A 25,540-nucleotide genomic window follows, 5' to 3' on the forward strand; every position below is an offset into this window, starting at 1 on the left:
AAATTTGCAGATGACAAAAATCAAATACATAGTAGTACTACTTTTAGCGTTGACTCTAAACAGTTGCGGAACATATAATTTTACTGGTACTGGACCAATTGACGCAAAGACCGTTCAAGTAAATTATTTTCAAAATAATGCACCACTTATTGAACCAGGTATTGAACGAACATTTACGATCAAACTACAGGAAATATTACAGAATCAAACTAATTTAAATCTAACCAATACCGCAGGTGATTTACTTTATGAAGGTGAAATAACACAATACAACATTACACCGATGACTGCCACTGCCGACCAAAAAGCGGCACAAAGTAGATTATCAATTACAGTAAATGTAAGATTTGTAAATAAAAATAAAGAGGACGACAATTTTGAAAAAACATTCTCCTTTTTTAGAGATTTTGAAGCTAATGAAAATCCAACAGGATCGGTTTTAAATTCTTACATCGATGAAATTTTCACTCGAATAACACAAGACATATTTAATGAATCTTTAGCCAAATGGTAAATTATAGTCGTCAGAAATCAGTCGCAAGTATTAGTTAAATCAATCACTTTACAAGCACCAACTGAAAACTGAAAACTGAAAACTGAAAAATTTTGAACTTAACTGATTATACTTATCTAATTAATAAACCTGATGCCATCAATGAGCGTCACAATAATGCATTAGAAAAAATCATAGAAGAATTTCCTTATTTTCAAAGCGCTCGAGTTTTACGATTAAAACACTTGTATAATGAAGATAGTTTTAAATATAATTATGCCTTAAAAGTTGCTGCGGCATTTACCACTGATAGAAGTATTTTATTTGATTTTATCACTTCAGAAAATTTTGTAACGGTTCAAAATGGTTTGTATGACCAAAAAATAGCAGAACTACTAAACATTGATGTTGTTGGTAGCGAAATTGTTGAGTATACCATTACAGCCGAAACAAACAATACTCTTGAAAATTCAATCCTTTCTTCAATTGCTCAGGCAACTCCAGTGAATGAAAGTATCGAGGAAAAACTCGAAATAGGAAAACCGTTAGAATTTACAAAAAATGAAAAACATTCTTTTCAAGAGTGGTTACAAATTTCAAGATTAAAACCAATTGAACGAAAAGAAACTCCTACAGAAACCGAACTTGCAAGAAAGAAAAAATTAGATTTAATAGATAAGTTCATTGAATCCAATCCGAAAATTCCACCAATAAATAAAGATGGATCAACGATTATTACTACCGCAGTAACAGAAGACAAATCCTATTTAATGACTGAAACTTTAGCGAAAGTTTATTTAGAACAAAAGAAATATTCAAAAGCAATTCAAGCATATGAAATATTAATTTTGAAATATCCAGAAAAAAGTAGTTTCTTTGCAGACCGAATTTCGGATATTAAGAATTTACAATAAAACAATAATAGTTAAGCAATGAGCACATTTACAATTTTTTTAGTATTAATAACAATCGTTTGTTTCTTATTAATCGTAGTAATTATGGTACAAAACCCTAAAGGTGGCGGTTTATCTTCTTCAATAGGTGGATCTCAACAATTAGGTGGTGTACAAAAAACAACAGACTTTTTAGATAAAAGCACATGGGTTTTGGCAGGATCATTAATAACATTAATCTTATTATCTAGTTTAAGTTTCTCAGGAAGCTTAAGTGACAACAAAAGTTTAATTGAGCCAGTAACTCCTCAAACAGAAACAACAAAATCTGATAAAGCAGCTACTCCTGCAGCCGGAAGTTCAACTACAACCGCTACTAAACCAGCAGCTACTCCTGCAACTCCAGAAAAAAACTAAGAATTTCAAATTCATAAACAAAGTCTCGATTCGTTCGGGACTTTTTTTTTATAAAAATTTGACTTGTCTTTTCCTCCAAATCTGCCAGCATTCGCGATACAATATATAAGATTAGCTATATTCGCTGAAAAATTGTCAGTTTTATTCGAATGGCATAATTTCTGACTACTATGTGATAACATAAAATTTAATTAAACATAAATATAAAAATCATGGCATTAAACATTAAACCGCTTTCAGACCGCGTAATTGTGGAACCAGCAGCTGCCGAAACACAAACAGCTTCTGGAATTATTATTCCCGATACAGCAAAAGAAAAACCTCAAAAAGGTACTGTTGTTGCTGTAGGAAATGGTAAAAAAGACGAACCAATGACCGTAGCAATTGGTGACACAGTTCTTTATGGCAAGTATGCCGGAACCGATTTAAAACTTGATGGTAAAGATTATTTAATAATGAGAGAAGACGATATTCTTGCCATTATTTAAGTAAAAACAAGATTTGAGTATTAAGTAGTAAAACAAAAAAGTAAAAGTAAAATGGCAAAAGATATAAAATTTGATATTGAAGCACGTGACGGATTAAAACGTGGAGTTGATGCTTTGGCAAATGCTGTTAAAGTAACACTTGGACCAAAAGGAAGAAATGTAATTATTTCAAAATCATTTGGTGGACCAACGGTTACTAAAGATGGTGTTTCAGTTGCAAAAGAAGTAGAATTGAAAGATCCTTTAGAAAATATGGGAGCGCAAATGGTGAAAGAAGTCGCTTCTAAAACTAATGATTTAGCTGGAGACGGAACTACAACTGCTACTGTTCTTGCGCAAGCAATTGTAAAAGAAGGTCTAAAAAATGTAGCTGCAGGCGCCAATCCAATGGATTTAAAACGCGGAATTGATAAAGCGGTTGAAGCAATCGTTGCAGATTTAGGAAAACAAGCTACTGAAGTTGGTTCTTCTTCTGAAAAAATAAAGCAAGTTGCCTCAATTTCGGCTAATAATGATGAAGTTATTGGTGATTTAATTGCTACTGCTTTCGGAAAAGTTGGAAAAGAAGGTGTGATCACTGTTGAAGAAGCAAAAGGTACTGATACTTATGTAGATGTTGTAGAAGGAATGCAGTTCGACAGAGGATATTTATCTCCTTATTTTGTTACTAATCCAGAAAAAATGAATGTAGAGCTAGAAAACCCTTACATTCTTTTATATGACAAAAAAGTTTCTTCACTTAAAGAATTACTTCCAGTTTTAGAACCGGTAGCGCAATCAGGAAAACCATTATTAATTATTGCTGAAGATGTTGATGGTGAAGCATTATCTACACTTGTTGTAAACAAACTTCGTGGTGCCTTAAAAATTGCAGCCGTAAAAGCTCCAGGATTTGGTGACAGAAGAAAAGCAATGTTAGAAGATATCGCAATCTTAACTGGCGGAACTGTTATTGCAGAAGAAAGTGGCTACACATTAGAAAATGCTACTCTTGAAATGCTTGGTACTGCAGAGAAAATTGCTATTGACAAAGACAATACAACCATTGTAAACGGTGCAGGTAATGCTGATTTAATCAAAAATAGAGTCAATCAAATCAAAGGTCAAATGGAAACTACGACTTCTGATTATGATAAAGAAAAACTACAAGAACGTTTGGCTAAATTAGCTGGCGGTGTTGCTGTACTTTATGTTGGAGCAGCTTCTGAAGTTGAAATGAAAGAGAAAAAAGACCGAGTAGATGATGCATTACACGCAACTCGTGCGGCAGTAGAAGAAGGAATTGTTGCTGGTGGTGGTGTTGCTTTGTTAAGAGCAAAAGCCTCTTTAGCCAATGTAAAAGCTGATAATACTGACGAAACTACTGGAATTCAAATTATTTTTAAAGCTATTGAAGCGCCATTAAGAACTATCGTTGAAAATGCCGGACTAGAAGGTTCAGTAGTTGTTGCGAAAGTATCTGAAGGAACAGGTGATTTTGGATACAATGCGAAAACAGATGAATATGTTGATATGCTAAAAGCTGGAATTATAGATCCGAAGAAAGTTACTCGTGTTGCTTTAGAAAATGCAGCTTCAGTTGCAGGAATGATCCTTACTACTGAATGTGCTTTAATAGAAATCAAAGAAGAAAATGCTGGTGGTGGAATGCCAATGGGCGGCGGAATGCCAGGTATGATGTAATAGATTTCACAAATTAGATAATAAAAAAATCCGTCAGGTTTAAAAACTTGACGGATTTTTTATTGCTTCTTTTCTGCTAATTTATTAGGCTCTTTTCTTAAGTAATTTCATTAAAACAGGCACAGTTGTTATCAGAACTATTGCAATAACGATATATTCAATGTAATGTTTTAAATCGATGTTGAATTGCGTCAAGAATAACTCATATAAATAATGTCCTGCGAAAATCATTGTAAACGACCATAAAATAGAACCTAGAATGTTGTAGAACATAAATTTCTTTTTGTCCATTTCTACAATACCAGCAATTACTGGCGCAAACGTTCTTACAATTGGTAAAAATCTTGCAAAAACAATCGCTTTTGTTCCATACTTATCAAAAAAGTCTTTAGATTGAAATAGATACTTTTTCTTAAAGAAAAAACTGTCTTCTTTTTTAAAAAGATACGATCCACTTTTTATTCCAAACCAATATCCAACCATATTACCAACAATTCCCATAACAGAAACTGTTGCAGCTAAAAGAGATACATTTAAAAAATCATTTCCAACAGAAAAATCTTTCATCAACAATTCACTATAAATTCCACATAGGAACAGTAAACTATCACCTGGCAAAAAGAAACCTGCCAGTAAACCAGTTTCGGCAAATACAATAAATAACACTACGTAAAGTCCGATTTTTATTCCGCCAAATTCTAACAGAATATAAAATTCAGGATTTAATAGTTGTTTCCAATCAAATTCATTCATAAAATCTAAAAATAAGTTAGTTTAGTTTGAGATTGTGAAAGTAACTATAATTTATCTATAAGGCAATCTTATTCGGTTTTTTGACTTAAATATAACATTTTTAGAAGTTCTTAATAAAGATTTTCTGCTTTAAAAAAAACATGAAGTTGGCAGCAAGCTTTTAAACAAAATGAGCCCGATAAAAATATCGAACTCATTATTTTTCAAATTTAATTGTAAATTTTAAGCTAACGTCTTAATTTTTACAAAGCATTATTTTCGCTCATAATGACAACAGCCGTGTAGATTTTCATAGTCCTCATCGGTTGCTTTTACTTCACCTGCATCGTGACCGACTTTTGCCACAGCTTTTTTTACGTCTAAAACAGAACATTTTTCTTCATTTAGAATTACGTGCAAAATATTATCATCTAAATGATACTCGGCACTTTTAACTCCTTTAACAGAAAAAGCTGCTTTTTCAATTCTCTTTTTACACAAATCACAATTGCCACCAACGGCAATGTCATAATTTGCATTTTTACTCTTTTTTTCTTGCGACTGTGCTGCGACTGTTGTCAAAAGCAATAGTAACGTTAGGATCACATTTTTAAACATAATTGTTTTATTTTCAAACATCGTGGATTTCATATTTTTTTTATTAAAGATTATCTTATTTTAAATCTAATTCCTGCATAAAACATTTGACCAAAAATTGGAGCGTATACAACAGACGTATCAAAATACATTCCAAAAGGATTGTCTGCACCCAAAATAGCTTTAGTCTGTCTATAGTTTCCAATATTTTCGCCTCCAAAATACATTTCGAAGTTCTTAGATTGCTGTACAGTAACTTGCACATTTAAAGTTGAAAATGACGGAGAAAACTCAGGTAAAATATCTCCTACAGGATTGCTCGATGTAGTAGGAAGTTGTTGTCTTCCCAACCAATTCAACGTTGCATCAAATCGCCATTGTTGTCCTTCATCACTTAGGTGCGTTTCATATTCGATATTGCTAAAAAAACGATGTTTGGCTTGCAATGGTCTTTGAAAACTTCCTGATAAATAATCGGTGGAAATATCATAATATTTATAGGCGGTTCGAAGATTAAGATGTTTTATAATCTCATAATTAAAATCCAATTGCAAACTATTGGCATAAGAATTACCTCTTAAATTATAAAACATAACCTGCTGCGAACTTTGCATCACATCAACGATGGCTTGATTTTGAAAATCAGTTCTGTAAAAATCTAGAGTAACATCAGCACTTTTTCCGAACAATTGAAAATTTTGAGTAAAGCTTATTCCATAATTCCAAGCTATTTCAGGATTCAAACCATAAATTTTGCCGTTGTTATCAAGTACAGAAAACACTCTTGAACTACCAAAAAGTTGTTGATTTTCGGCATAAATATTAGCTGCACGTTTCCCTCTTCCGGCTGAAAACCTAAACACTGATTTTTCCCAAGGATTGTATCTAACGTGAAGTCTTGGTGTAAAAAATGCTCCTAACCTATTGTGATAATCAAATCGTCCTCCTAGAATGTAACTTAATTTATCATTGTTATCATAAGTATACTCGAAGAAAGCACCAACTGAATTGTCAATTCTGCTTACATCAACAAGGTTAACAAATTCAGAATATTTATCGTAAGCAAGGTTCAATCCTGTAGCAAATTTGTTTCTCGTATTATTGATAATAGAATTAAAAATCAAATTAGAATAATAGCTTTGCTGCTTGTTATCGTATTGATTTAAACCAAAATAGGATTGCTGAATATGGTTGCTAATTGCGTTTTGAAAACCAATACTTTGATAAGGCGCGTCCTTAAAAACATATCCAATCTTAGATGCAAAGTCAAATCGTTCTGTATTAATTTCTGAACCCCAATGATTAGTTGTTAATTTATCTACCTCGGGATTAAAATCAACTGAACCTGATTGTTTTTCATCTTTCATAAATTTAAAATTAATAAAAGAAACCCAACCCGTTTCTGCATTAGCATATTGCCAACGATTTACAAGATTAATTTGCTTACCCAAAGGATTGTCTAAAAACATATCATCATTCATATCGTTTTTAGCAACTCTTGTATTTCCGTGAACATATAAACTTGTAGCCCATTTGTCCGAAATCTTCTTATTGAAATGTGTATTTACTTCGTATCTCGAATCGGTTGAACCATAAGCGTTGAGAAAAAATGGAACATCCTTTAAAGGTTTGATAAGCTCGGTATTTATTTGCCCTGAAATACTTTCAAAACCATTAACAACGCTTCCTGCACCTTTCGTGATTTGGATACTTTCTACCCAAGTTCCGGGAGTAAACGACAATCCAAAAGATTGCGAAGCACCTCTAACCGATGGAATATTTTCCTCGGTAATCATTAAATAAGGTGAAGTTAAACCTAACATTTTTATTTGCTTGGTTCCAGTTAAAGCATCTGAAAAATTTACATCTATTGATGGATTCGTTTCAAAACTTTCTGCCAAGTTACAACAAGCCGCTTTTAGCAATTCCTTACTTGAAACTACAGATGTATTCGCGGTTGTTTTAAGTGATTTTTTTATTCCTTTTTGCTTAATTTCTATTTTTACTTCTTCTAATTTTTCTTGTGAAAAAGTTGAAACAAAAACAAAAAGCATTGAGAACAATGTGATTTTTTTCATTATTTGTATTTAATCGTTATTCATTTTAGTAAATTTTAATTTCCTAAAAAGCAGGAAATTGACAATGAATTTAGATTAAATCAAGCGTAAAGTGTGTATTGGCAATAAAGTTGGTATAACGGAGGCGCATTAGCATCGCAATAATAGGCAATAGCATTTGAAGTAACTGAAGTTTCATCTAAACTAAAAAAGACAGATCTAGTTGTAATTGAATACACAAACAAATCAAAATCAAATGAAATTGTTTTGAAAGAAAATTTTTCAGAAGTATCTTTTAGATTTAGTTCCTTATCTGAACAACATTTTTTGTGAGTAACTTCTTTTTTGGCACAACAAGAATCATCCTTTTTAATAGGTTCTTTACTTGCATCGTTACTGTTGTTTACGTCACAAACTTCATCATTTGAAAAAACAGAGGAAATTGCAGCAATTTTTTCTCCACAATAATGCACGTTAAAAGCTAATCCTGAATTTGAAATCAAGATAAAGAAGGCTAAAACGAGTATGATGTTCTTTTTGAATTGCACAATGCAAAGATAATTAATATGATACGATTATTTTTAAATGTATGTTAAAACTTTATTTTGTGAAGAATGAATGCTATTTCATTTTCTTCTGATAATAAAAAGCTGGAAGAAAAAGCATTATAAAAATAGGTTGAATAATAAAACGTCTGATATAGAACAAGTTCATTTTGTTGGTTTCTCCAAATTTTATTAAAACAAAAAAGAAACTAATCATTAAAATCATTCCCAAAACCGAATACAAAAAAATAGAAAATTTTATCATCTTGGCATCGTTAAAAATCAATCGAATTAAACCCAAGGAAATAATCGAATTGAGGTAAAATCTAAAACCAAGACTAAAAAATAACTTAACAACATCTATTTTAGGCAAAGGCAAACTATTATAATTCAATTTAAAATAATCTAAAAAAGGATCATAAAAAATACTATCCTCAAATGCCCTAATTGCTACAAGAAGGAAAATCAAAAACAACCCAACAGCAAACTTTAATTTATTGTTCAACAGATTTTTTAGCATAAGAAGAATATTTATTAACCCAAATTACCCACAGTAAAAAAACAATTCCGTAAATAAACAACGGAAAAACAACACCGTGCAAAAGGTGCTCATATTTTGGAAAATGAAAAATTGCCATACATAGCAAAGCTATTCGCAAAACATTAAAAAAATGAATTACAACAACTCCTGAAAAAATAAAAAGTAAGGTTGATTTAAATTTTCCGGTAAAGGCAATAATAAAACTGATAAAAAGTATGATGACACTAACAGCATTACAACCTTCTATAATTCTAGCAACCCATTTGTTGTGATAAAACAATTTCACACTTGCTTCCTTCAAATTCGGTAACGTATAGGAATCATCATCTACAACCGAAAGCATTTTTTGAGATTGCGATGCTACCACTTTAGTAATTCCATCCACTTCAAAGTTCTTAGAATCAAATTGATTTAAGTAGTATTGATAAACCAAAGTCAATAATAAATAGGTTATTAAAAACTTGGTCAGAAAAATCAAAAAAGGTTTAAATTGAATAAAATATTCTTTCAAAATATAATTTTTAACAAATTTTAGGTAAAAGTAAGAAATTGCATTGGTTACTTTTGCAAAAAATAAACGAATATGAAATTTGAATCTTTAAAACCCGAAGTGATAGCGTTACTTTCAGCAGAAAATGTAACTAGAGATGAAAAACTCAAAAATCTTTGTCAATTTCTTTCCGACAATGTTGATTATTACAATTGGGTTGGATTTTATTTTGCCAATCACGAAGCTAAAACATTGCACCTTGGACCTTATGTTGGTGCCGAAACAGATCACACCGTAATACCATTTGGAAAAGGAATTTGTGGACAAGTTGCAGAATCAAATGCTAACTTTGTAGTTCCAGATGTTGCTGCACAAGATAATTATATCGCTTGTAGCTTTACTGTAAAATCTGAAATAGTAGTACCTCTATTTGTTAACGGAATCAATATTGGGCAAATTGATATTGACAGTCACGTTATTGATCCTTTTACAGAAGATGACGAAAGATTTTTGGAATTCGTAAATGTAGAAGTTGCAAAATTATTTTAAAGCCTATTTTTTATTTGCCTAATCAAAAAAGAAGGTTATCTTTGCACCCGAATAGAGAAAATCTCTGTTCATACATAATAATCATTTAAAATAATATTGGAATGTATTTAAGTAAAGAAAAAAAGGCTGAAATCTTCGCTCAACACGGAGGAAAAGCTGAAAATACTGGTTCTGTTGAAGGACAAGTAGCATTATTCACATTTAGAATCTCTCACTTAACTGAGCACTTGAAAAAAAATCGTCACGATTATAATACTGAGCGTTCACTAGTTCTTTTAGTAGGTAAAAGAAGAAGTCTTCTTGACTACTTGAAAAAGAAAGATGTTGTAAAATATCGTGAATTAATTAAAGAATTAGGAATTAGAAAATAATTTCAAATAAGAGGTGCTTTTGCGCCTCTTTTTTTTTAGCTTTTATAAAAAAAGTTTGGTTTTTCATTGGAATACAACAACTACTATCCGACTTACTATCGGAACAACAACACAACAAAACTCTGCTGACAGGCAGAAACCAATGTAAAATTAAAAAGGAAAATTTATGATTCCACAATTATTTGTAGAAAGCATCGATTTAGGTGATGGAAGAAGCATCACAATCGAGACAGGACGTTTAGCTAAACAAGCAGACGGCTCTGTAGTAGTAAGAATTGGTAACACTGTAATTTTAGGTACAGTTGTTTCCGCAAGAAAAGCAAGTCCAGGTATCGATTTTTTACCGTTAACGGTAGATTATAGAGAAAAATTTGCTGCAGCAGGTCGTTTTCCTGGAGGTTTCTTTAAAAGAGAAGCGCGTCCAAGTGATAGCGAAGTATTAACAATGAGATTAGTTGACCGTGTTTTACGTCCGCTTTTCCCATCAGATTACCATGCAGAAGTTCAAGTAATGATTCAGTTAATGTCTCATGACGATGAAGTTATGCCAGATGCATTAGCAGGTTTAGCAGCTTCGGCAGCACTTGCATTGTCTGACATTCCATTTGAAACTTTAATTTCTGAAGCTAGAGTTGGAAGAATTGATGGAAAATTCATCATCAATCCATCTCGTGCACAATTAGAATTATCTGACATCGATATGATGATTGGAGCTTCTAGAGATTCTATCGCAATGGTAGAAGGAGAAATGAAAGAAATTTCAGAAAAAGAAATGGTAGAAGCCATTAAATTTGCTCACGAACACATCAAAGTTCAAATTGATGCCCAAGAAAGATTGGCAGCAGCATTTGGAAAGAAAGAAGTTCGCACTTACGAAAAAGAAAAATCAGATGATGCTATTTACGCTAAAGTAAGAGAAGCAGCTTATGATAAAATTTACGCTATTGCTAGCAAAGGTTCGGCTAAACACGAACGTTCAGCTGCATTTGACGCTGTAAAAGAAGAAGTAAAAGCATTATTTACTGAAGAAGAATTAGCAGAAAACGGAGATTTAGTTTCTAAATATTTCTATAAAACTAATAAAGAAGCAGTTCGTAATGTAACTTTAGATTTAGGAACACGTTTGGATGGTAGAAAAACTACTGAAATTCGTCCGATTTGGAGTGAAGTAAATTATTTACCATCAGTTCACGGTTCGGCATTATTTACACGTGGAGAAACTCAAGCTTTGGCAACTGCAACTTTAGGAACTTCTAGAGAAGCTAACCAAATTGATTCACCATCTGAACAAGGAGAAGAAAAATTCTATTTACATTATAATTTCCCACCATTTTCAACAGGAGAAGCTCGTCCGTTAAGAGGAACTTCAAGAAGAGAAGTTGGTCACGGAAACTTGGCACAACGTGCTTTAAAAAACATGATTCCTGCAGATTGTCCTTATACAATTCGTGTAGTTTCGGAAGTATTAGAATCTAACGGTTCGTCTTCAATGGCTACGGTTTGTGCTGGAACATTATCATTAATGGATGCTGGTATTCAAATGATTCGTCCAGTTTCTGGAATTGCGATGGGATTGATCACTGACGGCGAACGTTTTGCAGTTTTATCTGATATTTTAGGTGATGAAGATCATTTAGGAGATATGGATTTCAAAGTAACTGGAACTTCTGAAGGTATCACAGCTTGTCAAATGGATATCAAAATTGACGGATTGAAATATGAAATTATGGAGCAAGCATTAGCTCAAGCTCGTGATGGACGTTTACACATATTAGGTAAAATTCTAGAAACTCTAGACAAACCAAATGCTGACGTTAAAGTTCACGCTCCAAAAATTATTATGCGCACCATTCCTGGAAACTTCATTGGCGCTTTAATTGGTCCTGGTGGAAAAGTGATTCAAGAATTACAAAAAGCTACAGGAACAACCATTGTTATTAACGAAGTTGACGAACAAGGTGTTGTCGAAATCCTTGGAACTGATCCAGACGGAATTGCAACAGTATTAGCTAAAATTGACTCTATCATTTTCAAACCAGTAATGGGAGAAGCTTATGAAGTGAAAGTAATTAAAATGCTTGATTTTGGTGCAGTTGTAGAATATACATCAGCTCCAGGAAACGAAGTTTTATTACACGTATCAGAATTGGCTTGGGAACGTACAGAAAATGTTACCGATGTTGTAAATATGGGTGACGTATTTATGGTGAAATATTTAGGAGTTGATCCTAAAACTAGAAAAGAAAAAGTTTCTAGAAAAGCACTTTTACCAAGACCTCCAAGAGAAGAGAAAAAAGACGCTCCAAAAGCAGAATAATTTTTTTCAAACATAAAAAAAGCCCAACTTGAGTAATTAAGTTGGGCTTTTTAGTTATGTTCCCATTGCTTTGAGATGCTTAAAATGGGATTGCATCATCTTCAAAAGCGTTTTATTATGATAAGGTAAATTAAATCTTAAAGTTTCTTTTTCAATTATTGGATTAATCGAACTATAAGAAGTATGACATAGATTGGGAAACAGATGATGCGCCGCATGACAGTTAGCACCTCCGCTGAGAAATTGAGCAAAATAATTATTGGCATTCCAATCACAACTTGTTTTTAACTGATGAATAGCCCACGAATCATTAAGCAAATCATCTGAAATATCAGGGTAAAGTGCTTCTTCAAAAAAATGTGTCCCAACAAGCATTACTACAAACAATAATGAAGTGAACGCACTTGTTGTTAAATAAGTTATGATAATAAAAGAAGCATTAGTACTAGAAAACAAAATGGGTAAAATCAAGACCAGGGAAAAATAAATAATTTTAAATGTCGAAAATCTAAAATACAACTCCGCTTTATTTACTCCTTCTCTCATCCATTCATACTTTTTGTTAAATAAGTAAATCCAATCACCGATAAAAACAGAATGTAGCAATGCCAACATATATACAAATGGCGCATAGATATGCTGGAACCTATGGAACGATTTTTTTTCGTGACAAGGAGCTAATCTTAAAAACGGATTCTCATCAATATCTATATCACTACCTTCAACATTGGCATATAAATGATGGGAACGAATATGACGCAAACCCCATAACAAAGGATCAATTCCGACGGTTATAAAACTAAAAAAATGTAAAATTTGGTTGGCTTTTTTATTTCTAAAAGCAGTATTATGAGACGCATCGTGACCTAATGAAAAGCCAATTAACAAACCCGATAATTGAAAAATCAAAAACAATATCCAGAAATAAAATTTGCTCTCACAGAAAAAAAGTAAAAGATAACTTGAATAAGCTATTAGTATCCAAAACAATCCTTTCATCCAAAATGAAAAGGTTCCGAAACTGAACTTTGTGGTATCAATTTCAGTGTAAACTTGGTTTTTTAAAGAAACATAAAACATTTTTTGATCAATTGACTTATTGAATTTTAGTTTTTTCATAATAATAGTTTTAAAATTATGAGTCAAAACTATTGTGATTAACACAATTATATTAGCGATAAATAATAAAAAATAGTTATACATTTGTGATTATCACAAATTATGAATAATCAAGAACTACTATTAAAAGAAATAAGAAAACAAATTTCAGCATCAACCTCAGTCAATGACGAAATTGCTGTTGTATTAAATTGCAGTTATGATGCTGCACACCGACGAGTTTCGGGAAAAAGTAAATTCTCGATAGATGAAACTATGCAACTCGCCAATCATTTTAATATTTCGCTGGACAAATTATTTTTGAAAAACGATAAAGTAATTGTTGAAAAAACGATTGAAATCACTTCGTTAAAAGATATGCTTTCCTATTTTAAAAAATCGGCCGAACGCATCGAACAGCTCGCAACTACCGAAAAAGCAACTTTATTTTATTCTGCAAAAGACATTCCGCTGTTTTATTTTATGGATGGAACAATTATCTCAAAATTCAAAGCTTATGTTTGGTTAACCCTATTAAATCCGAATCAAACTACAGTGTCGTTTGAGAATTTTGTCATTGATGAATCATTTATGGAGCATACGCAAAAGTTGAAAAAAATATATGAAAAAGTTACGGTAAAAGAAGTTTGGAATGACACGACAATTAATAGTAGCCTTCAACAAATTTTATATTTTTATGAATCGGGATTATTGAATTTTAAAAATGCAACAGCACTTTATCTTGACTTAAAAAGAATTTTGAATTTGATAAAAGACAAATCCAACAAATCTGATTCGAACTACGCTATTTATTATAATGAGTTGATTTTGCTTAACAACAACATGCTTATTGAAACCAATGAAAAACTCACAATGTTCATACCCTATACCTTATTAGGATATTTCATCACAGACAACAAGGACAGTTGCAAAAATGTACATCAGTTTTTCAATCAGCAAATTTTAAACTCCAAGCTTTTAAACCAATCAGGAATTAAAGAGCAAAATTTATTCTTCAATCGAGCATTTAGAAAAATCGATTATTATCTTGAGCGACTGAACAATCAAGTTGATTTACTTTTTTAAAATTCTACTTATTTAATACCTATATTTGATTCATTCAAAACCGAAAAACTATGGCGATCGTTATTTTTATTTTAGTGATTTGTATCTTTATTTTATTCAATAATTTTTATGAATTAAAGAAACAAACCAATTTTATCAAATCGATTTTAGAGAAAAATAGCGAGGAAAATGCTTCTTTGAGGAGAGAAATTTCCGAAATCAAGAAAGAACTAGATGATAAAACGAATGCAACACCATTAGAAGAAATAAAACCAATTAGTGAAGTTGTTCACGAAATTCAAGAGCTTCCGAAAGAAAGTCAAATAGAAGAACAGCAACCTTACTTCACTCCTATTCTTGAGGAAGAAATGCCAAAAGTTGAAATTTCTAAAGAAGAAATTCCACAAATCGAAGTACCACAATTAAGCATAAAATCAGAGGTAGAAGTTGAACAACCCATAATTAGTTACGATAGTCAATCAATTCCAAGAGTAGAAAAACAAACCGTTTCAGAAGAGCATTTGAAACCAATGCCCGTTGAAGAAAGTGCGTTTTCAAAGTTCTTAAAATCAGCCGAAAAACAATTTGCCGATAATTGGACCGGAATTCTCGGAACCGCAATTATGGTTTTGGGTATTGGATATTTAAGTATTTATACAGCACTCAAGGTTACTCCGCTATTTAGAATTCTTATATTGTGGCTGTATGCTGGAGCACTAATTGGTTCATACTATTTGCTAAAGAAAAAAGAAAAGTGGACCACAACAGGATTGTGGTTAAGAAGCGCTGGAGCAAGTTTGTTTTTGTTTGGTTGCTTTGGTGCATCACAAATTCCGGCATTGACTTTTATATCAAATTCTATTGCAGGATATTCGTTGATTGCTTTTGGAATTGCGCTCAATTTATACGTTGGCTATATTATCAAAAAACAAACATTCTTATCGCTTCACGTGATTTTGAGTATTTTAATTTTATGTGTCATTTCAGAAAAAACGTTGGCCACTATTATCTTGGCAGCCATAACAGCGACCATAGGAATTTTACTTTCCTATAAAGAAAAATGGGAATATCATTTACTTATCGTAATTTCTTCCTTTCTTATTTTTGACATTTGGTTTAATGCTCAAGGCACCAAATTATCGAAGACGGAAAACATCCTTGCTATTTTAGGAATAGTTGCTGTGGCTATCAGTTGCTTGATTATGCAATACCGCAAAATTTATGATAACACCCAATTTGATAAATCAGGTTTTATAACACATCTTACCAACTGGATTTTGTTTGCAACCGGATTAATTTTGCATTCAACAGGAAGTAAATTCAAAATATTTGTTCTTTTTATCGGTGCTATTTGCTGCTTGTTAATAGCATTAAAAGCTAGAAAAAAGAACGTTTATTGGCTTTATCATTTAGATGGAATGGTTGCCTTTATTCTGTTTTCGTTAAGTATCATTATGCTTAACGATTGGCAGGTTGGAATCGACATTATCGCTTGTGTTTTATATTTAGTGCTGCTGGTTTGCTTATTTGTAGTTTTCAAAGCGAAAGAAACTTTACTACACAAAATTTTTCTGGGAATTAATCATTTATTCGGCTTTGGGCTTTTAATTTTTGGCCTATTATTAGTCACTCTTCCATTAGACTATTTAATAATTACAAACGCAACAGCGTCACTTGTCTTTCTTGGTATAAGTGCGCTTTCCATTCCGATAATTACTTCAATTAAAAAAGATTTTTCACAAATTGATTCCTTCTTTGGCGCAAAAAGTTTGAGCCTGAATGGAGTTCTTGCCATGATATTTTCAATTCTTATAGTGATTCAGTGTAATGCAGTATTGATTTACAATAGCTTTATTTACGTACTCATAGGAATCGCAATAATTTGGTCAGTACTCAAAAAGAACTTCGATAATGCTACTTTTGACATCGGACGAATGCTCTTTTTTATTTTTACTCTATTCTTAGGACTATTCATTATAAAAATTGAAGAAAAAACATATTACGATTGGACTTTCGCAACAGGAATTACCGCCGTAATTATTGTAAATTGGACAACCAAAAACTTCTTTAAAAATGATTTTATCATAAGATTTTTAGCCATTATAGGATTTAATGCTTTGTTGTTACTATTAACCTATAAATATTTGCCTAGTTATCAAATCCTCCAGATTATAACTTTATTTATAATTGCATTATTGAATCACGAATTCCTTTGGATTAATTTCAAAAAGAAAAGCTTAACACCCGACAATCAAACCCTGCTTTATATTTTTTACTACTTCTTTACAACTATAGGAAGTTTATTGCTATTGTATCGAACATTTGATTTTACAACAATAGAAATTGGCTTAACTTGTAGTTTGATTACAGCAATTGAATTGTACATATTATTTGCAAAAAGGGTACGAAATAAATCTAATGAAGAAATAAAAGAATGGACAAACTTCAACTTCCTTAATTCAGAATTTATACTATTAAACCTAATTATATTTGGTTGTTCTTGTCTAGAAGTAAATTTTCTATCTCTTTATTTTGGTGGTTTAGCTGTTGTAACATTTATATTATTCCAAAAATATGATGAATTTAAACGATACAACAACTATTCCTTTATAATGCTACTGTTTAGTTGTCTACTCACAATTTATGTTGCTATTCACTACTATTATGAAGAATCCAAAACATTAATTTACATTATTCAAACTGTAACTATTTTAATTTCTGTAGTATATTCTTATTTGCAATTAAAATCTACTAATGAAAGAGCTAAACGCTACGTAGTTGCTTTACCGTATATTCAAAACTTATGGATTATAATCTTATTATTCATTCAAGTTAATCTTGCGTATTTACCCTTATTATTTATTGCATTAGCTTTTGTAAATTTTGTACTAATTACCAAAGACAAAATAAAAATAGAAATTTATACCGTATCTGCCGTTGCATTGCTTGCCATTACTGTTTCGTCTTATTATAGTTTTGACAAATTAAATCTTTTTACAGCTACCGATTGGCTACTACAACTTTCAAGTGTAGCTGCTGGACTTGGATTAGCGATGGTATTGAATAAAAAAGAATCCGATGAATCTATTCGAAATAATTATCAAATTGTATTGAATCTTTGGCTTTCGATTATAATGTTTACCCAATTAGAACATAAATGGCTTCCTGTATTTTGGGCAACTACCGCCATTGTAAATCTTTATTTATACCATAAAAAAATAAGTCAAGAGAAAAAAATCAGCATCGTTTACTATTTATTAGCTAACATTCATTTAGGATTTTTAAGTTTTAATTATTATCAATCTAAATTCTTACTCATTTATTTATTGATATTCCTATTACTTGCCGTATACATTTATTTAGCTTCAAAATGGATTGAAAACTTTACGACAAAAAATAGTATTTTGATTTATCCCGCAACTTTAAGCATAGGTTGTTTCTTATTTTTAACCTTCGACAAAGGAATTTTAACATTTTTCTGGATATTGGAAGCTCTCGGATTATTGATATTAGGCATAATCTTGAAAGAAAAATACTTTAGATATGTTTCTTTGTCTTTGGTTGGAGTATGTGTAATTCGTTTAATGTTTTTTGATTTATCAAATTCTGATTTTTTAATTAGAGCACTGGTTTTACTAGGTGTTGGAGTCGTTTTATTGGTTATGAATAGTTTATTTAAAAAATATAAGGATCGATTTGATTAAACAAAAAATCAAAAACTTATCGAGGCTAAAAATGTTAAAGTTGGTTTTTTATTAGAAAGCAATAAAAAAATAAACTACATTTACGTAAGAACATTCTTAACATTTGTAATATGCCTATCAGAAAATTTAATTTGTTGAAATTTAGTTTTTGCTCAATGCTGTTTGTCAGCACTTTGACATCTCAAGGTCAAAACAACCCAACAAATTCGATTCACGATTGGTATGATTCGAAAGTCGGAAAAGAAACACTCGACTTAAACAATGGCAAAATTCTACTTAATTATGATCGTGTATTGGACAATAACGATCGTTTTTACTTCGACACCTATCGCTACGGAACTGTTTTATTTGATGGTCAACTCTACAACAACATTTTATTAAATTATGACATTTTAAATGATGATTTGATTGTAAAAAGCAACGGAGAAAATGACAAAACACCTATTATAATAAACAAATCAAAAGTAAAATCGTTTACGGTCAACGGAAAAAATTATGTAAATCTTAGTTACAATACTATTTCTCAAACTGATGTTGCCAAAGGGTTTTATGAAGAAGTAGTAGTGAATGATAAAGTTAGTTTTTATGTAAAATATGAAAAGTACAAAAAACAACTAATTAAATTCAATACGATTTATGATGATTTCAAACCAAATACCTATTTCGTTATTTCATACAAAAATGAATTTTTTAAAATAACAAACAAGAAGAGTTTGATTACCATTTTTCCTGAATTAAAGAAAAATATCAATGATTATTATTCAAACAATAGCGCGCTAGAAAAATCAAATAAAATCAAATTTTTATCCGATTTATTTAAATATTTAAACACAATCATCAAGTAACCTATTGTATGAAAAAAATACTATTCGCCATTATTTTACTATTTCAGTTTGTTGTCTATTCGCAAGAACCTGTCAAAAAATATTCTTTTGAATTTAATAATGTAAATTTAAAATCAGCTATTCTTAAGATTGAAGAAACTAGCAATTTTAAATTTTATTTTGAAGATGAATGGCTCGACAGCAACAAGCAAATGGTCACTGCAAACTTAAAAGAACTACCACTTGATGAAATCCTAAATCAATTGTTTAGTCAAACCGAAATCAATTTTTTCATTGACAAAAACAAAGTTATTCTTTCTAAAAACAATATCATTAGAGATACTTTACCTGAAGATTTTTTCGGTAAAACCGTAGATAAAGTAACAGACAACTCGGTTAATAAACCCGTTTTTTATAAAGAAGGAGATACATTATCAACTATTGCAAAAAAAACCGATTTGGTAACTGTAATTGGAAAAGAGTCTAAAAAATCAGATAAAAAAACTTGTATTCTTTCAGGTTATCTAAAAGATGCTAAAACTGGCCAAGCACTTTCAAGCGTATTTATTAAAGTACAAAACAAAAAAATAAGCACTACAACTGACAATGATGGTTTTTATAAATTAGAAATTCCTACAGGAGTGAATTATATAGAAACCGACTTGGTAAGTCACAATAAAATTGTAAAAAAAATAATTTTATATAATGACGGAACGTTGAATATTAAACTTGACGAAAAATTTAATGTTCTAAATGAAGTAGTCATTAATGCAAAAAAGAGCGAAAACATTAAATCGGCGATTTCAGGTGTCACTAGTATTGATATTGAAGGTATAAAAAATATTCCGCTAGTTTTAGGAGAACGAGATATATTTAAAGTAGCCACTATTTTGCCTGGTGTAAAACAAACTGGAGAAGGTTCTGCAGGATACAATGTAAGAGGTGGAAAAGAAGATCAGAACTTAATTTTATTAGACAATGCCTTAATTTATAATCCAGCACACTTTTTCGGATTTTTCTCTTCGGTAAGTCCATATACAACAAAAAAAGCCAATATCTATAAAGGAAGTATTCCGGCTGAATTTGGCGGAAGACTTTCGTCGGTATTTGATATAACCACTAAAAACGGAAATCCAACAAAGTTTTCGGGCGAAGGTGGAATTGGTCCAGTAACAAGTAATTTAGCACTAAGTACTCCAATTATTAAAGACAAATCGAGTATTTTAGTTGGTGGACGTGCCACTTATTCTGGATGGATTTTACGTTCACTTGATGAAAAATCACTTAAAAATAGTCAGGCTTCTTTTTATGATGGTATTGTGAAATATAACCATAAGTTTAATGAAAAGAATAATTTTGAATCAACGTTCTATTACAGTTATGATGCCTTTAGCATATCGTCAGATTCCTTATTTAAATATAGCAATCGACTTGCGTCATTAAAATACGAACGTACAATTAATGATAAACACAAAGGTGCGCTTATATTTACTAATAGTGAATACAAATTCTTTATTGACTATGAAGGAAATAATCCTTTAGCAGCATTTGACTTTGGATATAAAATTAACGAAAGCAATTTAATGCTAAAAATGAATTATGTCCTTAATGACAAACACAAAATAACTTATGGTATATCATCTAAACTATACGGCGTAAGTCCGGGGTTTTTAGACCCAAAAAGTAACGACTCGCCAATAAAACCCATAACGGTCGACAAAGAAAGAGGTCTTGAATCAGCGGCATACATATCTGATAGTTACAAAATCAGTCAAAAACTGCTTATTGACGTCGGACTAAGATATTCTACATTCTCAGCATTAGGAGCGTCAACTCAAAGAAAATATCAAGAAGGTGTTCCTTTAAATGAAGGAACGGTTACCGAAGTAAAAGAATATAAAAACAATGAAATAATCAAAACTTATGGTGGTTTAGAACCAAGAATCGCTGCTCGTTATATTATTGCTGATAATCTATCTATTAAAGGTGGTTATGACAAAACTTACCAGTACATTCATTTACTTTCCAACAACACAACGCAATCACCAACTGATACGTGGAAATTATCTGATTTGAATGTTAAACCCCAAGTAGCGCAACAATTCTCGTTAGGATTATATAAAAACATACCTAAAAAAGACATTGAACTTAGCCTTGAAGGATATTACAAAAAATCTGAAAACTTTCTAGATTACAAAGTCGCAGCTCAATTATTATTAAATGAAAATATTGAAACGCAGTTATTGCAAGGAAAAGGAAAAGCATATGGACTAGAATTCTTAATTAAAAAAAATAGCGGACGTTTAAACGGATGGATTGGCTATACTTATTCGAGAACATTTGTTAAACTTGATAGTCAATTTAATGACGAAAAAGTAAATAGTGGTAATTATTTTCCAGCGAATTTTGATAAACCACATGATGTAAGTGTTGTACTGAATTACAGATTTACAAAAAGATATAGTTTTTCAAGTAATTTTATTTATCAAACGGGTAGACCAATTACTTTTCCAATTGGTAAATATACTTATGGCAATTCTGAATTCACACTTTATAGTGACAGAAACCAATTTAGAATTCCTGATTACTACCGTTTAGATATTGGATTTAATATTGAAGGAACTCATAAATTAAAAAAACTTGCTCACGGTTTCTGGAATGTTTCCATTTACAATGTTTTAGGACGAAACAATCCGTATTCAGTATTTTTTGTGACACAACAAGGACAAGTAAAAGCATATCAAACCTCCATTTTCGCGATACCTGTTCCAACAATTACATATAATTTTAAATTCTAGTACAATGAAAACATTTATATTTAAAATTGTCATTTTATCAATTTCAGCTCTTCTTTTGGTGAGTTGTACCGAACCCTATGCGCTGCAAACCAATAGCTATGAAGAAGCATTAGTTATCGAAGCGACAATTACTGATGAATTGAAGTTCCAAGAAATTAAAATTAGTAAAACCTATAGACTGGAAGAAAGCGCTCCAACAATAGTTTCGGATGCTGTTGTTGTTCTTAAAGACAATCTGGGAAACACCTATGATTTTATCGAACAAAGCGACAAATATGTCTCTGTAACACCATTTAAAGCCGAACCAAACAGACAATATCAACTAAAAATAATTACTGATAATGGAAAAAGTTATACTTCAAAAACCGAAGTTTTAACGCAAGTATCACCAATTCAAAATATAACACCAAGAATTAACAATGTCAATGGACAACGTGGAGTTGAAATAGTTGTCAATAGTTTTGACCCTACAAATAACTCAAAATATTATAGATTTGAATACGAAGAAACCAATAAAATTGTAGCTCCAAGATGGCTTCCTGTTAAAGCCCAAGTGGTTTATGGACCACAAGGCTCGAGTCCTCCAGCAGTTATTAATTTACTTCCAAGAACTGAAGAAGCTCAAATTTGTTTTACTACTAAAAAATCAGATAAAATTATTTTAACAAGCACTAATGATTTAACGGAAGATCGAGTTGCATTTCCTGTAAGATTTATTGCTAATAACGACTACCTTATTGCCAATAGATATAGTATTTTAGTTAAACAATATGTACAAAATTTAGCATCCTATACTTATTATAAAACTCTTTCAGAATTATCAGGAAATGAAAGCGTTTTATCTCAAAATCAACCCGGGTTTTTCTTTGGAAATTTAAAAAGTGATGACAATCCTAATGAAAAAGTAATTGGCTATTTCGAAGTATCATCGGTTTCTTCACAGAGAATATTTTTTAATTTTAGTGATGTTTTCCCTTTTGAATTGCTTCCAAAATACCCGTATAAATGCGATCCAGACCCAATACTTGGCACAGACGATCCCGAAGTATATTTCAAATTTTGTTTTGATCCATTCGACTTTACTTGTGGTGGATATTCAGCTCTTCAATTATTAGCCTCTGAAAAATCTGTTTATTTTAATTTGGTTGATAACATTTACGAACTTTACCCAACACCTTGCGGAGATTGTACCTCATTTTCATCTAACATAAGACCTACATTTTGGATAGACTAAAAAAAATAATAATTGCGTTGACTATTTTAGTGGGCGCAAACAATTGGGCTCAAAAAAACGCTGTTACTACTTCAACAAGTGAAAGTATCTATATGCATACAAATGCTAACTCTTTTGTATCTGGAGAAACGCTATTGTATAAACTGTACTGTTTAAATCCTGACAAGTTTAGCAAAAGTGAAATAAGTAAAATTGCCTATGTAGAGCTTATCGGATTAGAAAATCAAGTGCTTTTTAAGCATAAATTATTTCTTGAAAGCGGAATTGGACAAGGTGATTTTTTTATACCATCTTCAATTAAAACCGGAACTTATAAGTTATTAGGCTATACTAGATGGATGCAAAATAAATCAGAATCAAAATCATTTGAAACCGATATTACAATCATAAACCCGTTTCAATCTGATATCGAAAACAAAATTAGTTCTAAAAACGTACTGTCCAATCAAACTTCTGAAACTTCTAGTACAGACATATCAATTGATTTAAAAAATAAAAAAATCGGTACGAGATCGATGGTCAATTTAAACATCATCACTAATGTAGAAGATTTAAAAAAAGGAAGCTACTCACTTTCAGTAAGAAAAATCCAAGATTTACCAGCGCAAAAGAAAATCAATCCGATAGAATTCAAAAACTCGGATACTAATAAGTCTCAAAGTTTAAGTTCTTCCAATTTTTTCTTACCAGAATTAAGAGGAGAGATTATTAGTGGACAAGTTATTAGCAAAAACAACTTGCTATCCATTAACAATCTTTCCATTGCAGTTTCAATTCCCGGCAAATATTTTACTACAAAATTGACTAAAACAAATGCTGACGGAAAATTCTTTTTTTCACTAGATAAAACCTATTTTTATTCGGAATTAATAGTACAAATAGTTTCTAATTTTAAAGAGGAATTGGTTTTGAAATTAGATGAATCATTTGCATCTGACAAAACAAATTTGAAACTTGCAAATGATTATTCTTTAACACCTGAAATCAAACCAGCAATTGAAGAACATTCTGTTGCAAGCCAAATTGAAAACACTTACTACACAAAAAAAGCAGATAGTTTAGCAAAAATAAATTATCCTACACCATTTTATGAACCTCTTACCAATGAGTACATATTAGACAATTACAACCGTTTTCCAACAGTAAGAGAAACCATTATTGAAGTTGTCAAAGAGGTAAATTATGATAAAAACAACGGAATTTATTCGCTAAGATTAAATGATTATGATCCAAATACCGATGTTACAGAACCGCCACTAGTTTTAATTGATGGCTTAGTTGTTCAAGATATTAACGAACTATTAGAATACAAAGCAGCTGATATTTATAAAATTTGCACCATAAACAGCGGTTATTTATTCGGAAATAAATTATTTAGCGGATTGATAAGTTTTATTACCAAAAAACAAGATTATCAAACCAAACTTTCTGGCGACTTTATTGTGAAGAGAAAAATAGAAACACCAGTTTTAAACAAAAATTATTTCAAACCTAATTATAGAGACCCAACATTACTAAGTCGAATTCCGGATTACCGTTATCAACTTTTATGGTTAAGTAATTTAGATTTAAACAATTCAAATCTGTCATTTTATACATCAGATGTTAAAGGTAAATTTGAAATTGTTATTGAAGGATTTTCTGACAAAGGAGAAGCCATTTATGTTAAAAACTACATTGAAGTTGAATAAATTGTAACTTCATTGTAACTTTTTTGCAACTCATTACGTATAATAATCTGAACACTTTAAAGTAAAGGAGAAAAATATAAATGAGACAACTTAAAATCACCAAGCAGGTAACTAATCGTGAAACTGCATCGTTAGACAAATATCTTCAAGAAATTGGAAAAGTTGACCTTATCACTGCTGATGAAGAAGTAGAATTGGCGCAACGTATTAAAGCTGGTGACCAACGTGCTTTAGAGAAATTGACTAAAGCTAACTTACGTTTTGTGGTTTCTGTTGCAAAACAATATCAAAATCAAGGATTAACACTTCCTGATTTAATTAATGAAGGAAATTTAGGTTTGATTAAAGCTGCACAACGTTTTGATGAAACTCGTGGTTTCAAATTCATTTCTTATGCGGTTTGGTGGATTCGTCAATCGATTCTTCAAGCGCTTGCTGAACAATCACGTATCGTTCGTTTGCCATTAAATAAAATTGGTTCTATCAATAAAATCAACAAAATGTACGCTTTATTAGAGCAATCTAATGAAAGACCACCTTCTGCTGAAGAAATTGCAAAAGAACTTGATATGACTGTAAATGATGTAAAAGAGTCAATGAAAAACTCTGGACGTCACTTATCAATGGATGCACCTCTTGTAGAAGGAGAAGATTCTAACCTTTATGACGTATTACGTTCGGGTGAATCTCCAAATCCTGATAGAGAATTAATTCACGAATCATTACGTACAGAAATTGAGCGTTCGTTAGAAACTTTAACTCCAAGAGAAGCAGACGTAGTTCGTTTGTATTTTGGATTAGGTGACCAACACCCAATGACTTTAGAAGAAATTGGAGAAACTTTCGATTTAACTCGTGAGCGTGTACGTCAAATTAAAGAAAAAGCAATCCGTAGATTAAAACATACATCAAGAAGTAAAATCTTGAAAACATATTTAGGTTAATCCTATAAA

22 protein-coding genes are annotated in these 25,540 nt (G+C 31.3%); 15 read left to right on the forward strand and 7 right to left on the reverse strand.

All coding sequences use genetic code 11. The features are described 5' to 3' along the window. Positions 1–10: 10 nt before the first annotated feature. From lptE to groL, 5 genes are all read left to right on the forward strand, one after another. Entirely contained in the window at positions 11–514 is a 504-nt protein-coding gene (lptE, locus tag Q0050_RS03995) for an LptE family protein (protein ID WP_298392719.1), read from the forward strand. 92 nt (positions 515–606) lie between these two features. Further along, on the forward strand, positions 607–1,407 hold the full coding sequence (locus tag Q0050_RS04000; RefSeq protein WP_298392720.1) for a tetratricopeptide repeat protein: 801 nt from the start codon (positions 607–609) through the stop codon (positions 1,405–1,407). 18 nt (positions 1,408–1,425) lie between these two features. After that, positions 1,426–1,803, forward strand: coding sequence for a preprotein translocase subunit SecG (secG, locus tag Q0050_RS04005; protein ID WP_298392721.1), 378 nt, complete (start codon positions 1,426–1,428; stop codon positions 1,801–1,803). 212 nt (positions 1,804–2,015) lie between these two features. After that, complete coding sequence (gene groES, locus Q0050_RS04010) at positions 2,016–2,291, forward strand: co-chaperone GroES (protein WP_298392722.1); 276 nt, start codon at positions 2,016–2,018, stop codon at positions 2,289–2,291. A gap of 51 nt (positions 2,292–2,342) precedes the next feature. After that, positions 2,343–3,974, forward strand: a complete 1,632-nt coding sequence (gene groL / locus Q0050_RS04015) for a chaperonin GroEL (RefSeq protein ID WP_298392723.1) — start codon at positions 2,343–2,345, stop codon at positions 3,972–3,974. A gap of 84 nt (positions 3,975–4,058) precedes the next feature. On the opposite strand, the gene Q0050_RS04020 is transcribed toward groL, so the two are convergent. The 6 genes from Q0050_RS04020 to xrtF form a co-directional block, all read right to left on the reverse strand. Next, the gene (locus tag Q0050_RS04020; RefSeq protein ID WP_298392724.1) at positions 4,059–4,727 is read right to left on the reverse strand and encodes a VTT domain-containing protein; all 669 of its coding nucleotides are present in this window, start codon (positions 4,725–4,727) and stop codon (positions 4,059–4,061) included. A gap of 252 nt (positions 4,728–4,979) precedes the next feature. Next, entirely contained in the window at positions 4,980–5,357 is a 378-nt protein-coding gene (locus tag Q0050_RS04025) for a heavy-metal-associated domain-containing protein (RefSeq protein ID WP_298392725.1), read from the reverse strand. Between the two features lie 17 nt (positions 5,358–5,374). Further along, positions 5,375–7,384: a TonB-dependent siderophore receptor gene (locus Q0050_RS04030; protein ID WP_298392949.1), complete on the reverse strand. Its 2,010-nt coding sequence runs from the start codon at positions 7,382–7,384 to the stop codon at positions 5,375–5,377. Between the two features lie 77 nt (positions 7,385–7,461). Then, on the reverse strand, positions 7,462–7,908 hold the full coding sequence (locus Q0050_RS04035) for a hypothetical protein (RefSeq protein ID WP_298392726.1): 447 nt from the start codon (positions 7,906–7,908) through the stop codon (positions 7,462–7,464). Positions 7,909–7,981: 73 nt separating this feature from the next. Beyond that, complete coding sequence (locus Q0050_RS04040; protein ID WP_298392727.1) at positions 7,982–8,425, reverse strand: exosortase F system-associated protein; 444 nt, start codon at positions 8,423–8,425, stop codon at positions 7,982–7,984. Further along, the gene (xrtF, locus tag Q0050_RS04045; protein ID WP_298392728.1) at positions 8,400–8,957 is read right to left on the reverse strand and encodes an exosortase family protein XrtF; all 558 of its coding nucleotides are present in this window, start codon (positions 8,955–8,957) and stop codon (positions 8,400–8,402) included. Before xrtF ends, Q0050_RS04040 begins: the two co-directional genes overlap by 26 nt. A 72-nt stretch (positions 8,958–9,029) precedes the next feature. On the opposite strand from xrtF, the gene Q0050_RS04050 reads away from it, so the two are divergent. The 3 genes from Q0050_RS04050 to Q0050_RS04060 all read left to right on the forward strand — a co-directional run bounded on the left by Q0050_RS04050 (position 9,030) and on the right by Q0050_RS04060 (position 12,173). Then, the gene (locus tag Q0050_RS04050) at positions 9,030–9,485 is read left to right on the forward strand and encodes a GAF domain-containing protein (RefSeq protein ID WP_298392729.1); all 456 of its coding nucleotides are present in this window, start codon (positions 9,030–9,032) and stop codon (positions 9,483–9,485) included. A 101-nt stretch (positions 9,486–9,586) separates the two neighbouring features. Then, on the forward strand, positions 9,587–9,856 hold the full coding sequence (rpsO, locus tag Q0050_RS04055; RefSeq protein ID WP_298392730.1) for a 30S ribosomal protein S15: 270 nt from the start codon (positions 9,587–9,589) through the stop codon (positions 9,854–9,856). A 166-nt stretch (positions 9,857–10,022) separates the two neighbouring features. Continuing rightward, positions 10,023–12,173 (forward strand): polyribonucleotide nucleotidyltransferase, encoded by a 2,151-nt coding sequence (locus tag Q0050_RS04060; protein ID WP_298392731.1) that lies wholly within the window; start codon positions 10,023–10,025, stop codon positions 12,171–12,173. 54 nt (positions 12,174–12,227) lie between these two features. Here the strand turns inward: Q0050_RS04060 and Q0050_RS04065 are convergent, their stop codons facing one another. Next, entirely contained in the window at positions 12,228–13,292 is a 1,065-nt protein-coding gene (locus tag Q0050_RS04065; protein WP_298392732.1) for a fatty acid desaturase, read from the reverse strand. 102 nt (positions 13,293–13,394) lie between these two features. On the opposite strand from Q0050_RS04065, the gene Q0050_RS04070 reads away from it, so the two are divergent. The 7 genes from Q0050_RS04070 to Q0050_RS04100 all read left to right on the forward strand — a co-directional run bounded on the left by Q0050_RS04070 (position 13,395) and on the right by Q0050_RS04100 (position 25,531). Then, a complete protein-coding gene (locus Q0050_RS04070) occupies positions 13,395–14,357 on the forward strand; it encodes a helix-turn-helix domain-containing protein (RefSeq protein WP_298392733.1) in 963 nt (320 codons plus the stop codon). Between the two features lie 50 nt (positions 14,358–14,407). After that, on the forward strand, positions 14,408–18,040 hold the full coding sequence (locus Q0050_RS04075) for a DUF2339 domain-containing protein (RefSeq protein ID WP_298392734.1): 3,633 nt from the start codon (positions 14,408–14,410) through the stop codon (positions 18,038–18,040). Positions 18,041–18,195: 155 nt separating this feature from the next. Beyond that, positions 18,196–18,885 (forward strand): hypothetical protein, encoded by a 690-nt coding sequence (locus Q0050_RS04080; RefSeq protein ID WP_298392735.1) that lies wholly within the window; start codon positions 18,196–18,198, stop codon positions 18,883–18,885. A gap of 8 nt (positions 18,886–18,893) precedes the next feature. After that, positions 18,894–21,662 (forward strand): carboxypeptidase-like regulatory domain-containing protein, encoded by a 2,769-nt coding sequence (locus Q0050_RS04085; RefSeq protein WP_298392736.1) that lies wholly within the window; start codon positions 18,894–18,896, stop codon positions 21,660–21,662. Between the two features lie 4 nt (positions 21,663–21,666). Further along, complete coding sequence (locus Q0050_RS04090; RefSeq protein ID WP_298392737.1) at positions 21,667–22,896, forward strand: DUF4249 domain-containing protein; 1,230 nt, start codon at positions 21,667–21,669, stop codon at positions 22,894–22,896. Then, positions 22,884–24,587 (forward strand): hypothetical protein, encoded by a 1,704-nt coding sequence (locus tag Q0050_RS04095; RefSeq protein WP_298392738.1) that lies wholly within the window; start codon positions 22,884–22,886, stop codon positions 24,585–24,587. The genes Q0050_RS04090 and Q0050_RS04095 overlap by 13 nt, the downstream gene beginning before the upstream one ends. Positions 24,588–24,667: 80 nt before the next feature. Beyond that, positions 24,668–25,531: a sigma-70 family RNA polymerase sigma factor gene (locus Q0050_RS04100; RefSeq protein WP_007804760.1), complete on the forward strand. Its 864-nt coding sequence runs from the start codon at positions 24,668–24,670 to the stop codon at positions 25,529–25,531. The last annotated feature ends 9 nt before the right edge of the window (positions 25,532–25,540 follow it).

The sequence above is a fragment of the Flavobacterium sp. genome (assembly GCF_027483985.1).
Classification (GTDB): Bacteria; Bacteroidota; Bacteroidia; order Flavobacteriales; family Flavobacteriaceae; genus Flavobacterium.